This window comes from Moorena sp. SIO3I6, from assembly GCF_010672095.1.
In genome coordinates this window covers 1-1113 of the sequence record NZ_JAAHHU010001632.1, presented here as the reverse complement: position 1 = coordinate 1113, position 1113 = coordinate 1, and the positions used below count along the sequence as shown (strand labels likewise).

At 46.0% G+C, this 1113-nt stretch carries 1 protein-coding gene and 1 pseudogene; one reads left to right on the top strand and one right to left on the bottom strand.

All coding sequences use genetic code 11. From position 1 onward, the window contains the following. Positions 1-97 (bottom strand): photosystem II reaction center protein PsbZ (psbZ, locus tag F6K49_RS51840; RefSeq protein ID WP_293110823.1); only part of this gene is annotated, 97 nt, incomplete at its 3' end. 400 nt (positions 98-497) lie between these two features. Here psbZ and F6K49_RS51835 point away from each other — a divergent pair. Beyond that, a pseudogene (locus F6K49_RS51835) lies at positions 498-983 on the top strand (DHH family phosphoesterase); the annotation flags it as partial. Positions 984-1113 lie beyond the last annotated feature (130 nt).

Sequence of the window (1113 nt, the reverse complement as noted above, 5' to 3'; positions counted from 1 at the left end):
AGTTCTGAGGTGTGGCATAAGCTACTGGTACACCGACTACCAAGACAAATGACAATAGGACTAGGGCAGTGAGTAATAGTTGGAATATAATAGTCATTTTCTGTGCTGATACCTTGACGCTAAACTTCTGTATTTTGATGCAGTCGCTCATCGGTGGAACCCCCAAGGCGGCGCTGCATCCCTAAAACTTGTTTAAAACAGGCTAATGCCTAGCTAAGCACTATAGATTTTACCAGATGGTTTTACCCTTTCTGCCAAAATTTGTTGCAATCAATCTCCTTTGAACTTTCCGATGCAGGTGATGAGTTTGGGGCGGGGGTGCGGGGAGTGTGAGGAGAGGGGATAAAGGGTTAAAAAAGTTTAAACTATTAATAGGTGAATAGCCTTAATAAAGTAAATAGGTAAATAGGGGGGGATGGGGAGATGGGGAGATGGGGAGATGGGGAAATGAAATTGATGTTTAGCTGTAATGGGCGAGATAGGGTACCCTAATGACTATGGATCTGATTTTGTGTCATACCACTGCTGACTTTGATGCCCTAGGAGCAGCTGTAGGACTGACTCGCCTCAAGCCAGGAGCAAAAGCTGTACTAACTGGGGGGACTCATCCGGCTGTAAGAGATTTTTTGGCACTGCATCGGGATGAGTATGCCCTGATCGAGCGCCGGTCTGTACAATTGGCTCAGATTAATTCCGTAATTATCGTAGATACTCAAAAACGCGATCGCTTAGGGAAAGCAGCTGAGTGGTTAGACTTACCACAGTTAAACGCCATTGAAATTTACGACCATCATCCCGTACCCCAAACTGATATCCCGGCTACCTATACACAGATTGAACCTGTCGGAGCAACCACCACGTTAATTGTGGAGCAACTACAGCAATCCCAAATCGAGTTAACTACTGCTGAAGCCACGGTGATGGCATTGGGAATCCATCTCGATACAGGTTCCCTGACCTTTGACCAGACCACACCAAGAGATGGGTCATCTACTGAAGGTTGAATAGAATTTAGGTCTATGTCTGGTTCTGGCGGTGGGGGTGGAATTTCCACATCGAAGCCTTTTGACAGTTGCTCCCTCGCCTCCTCAATTATTGGCTTTGTCTCACTAT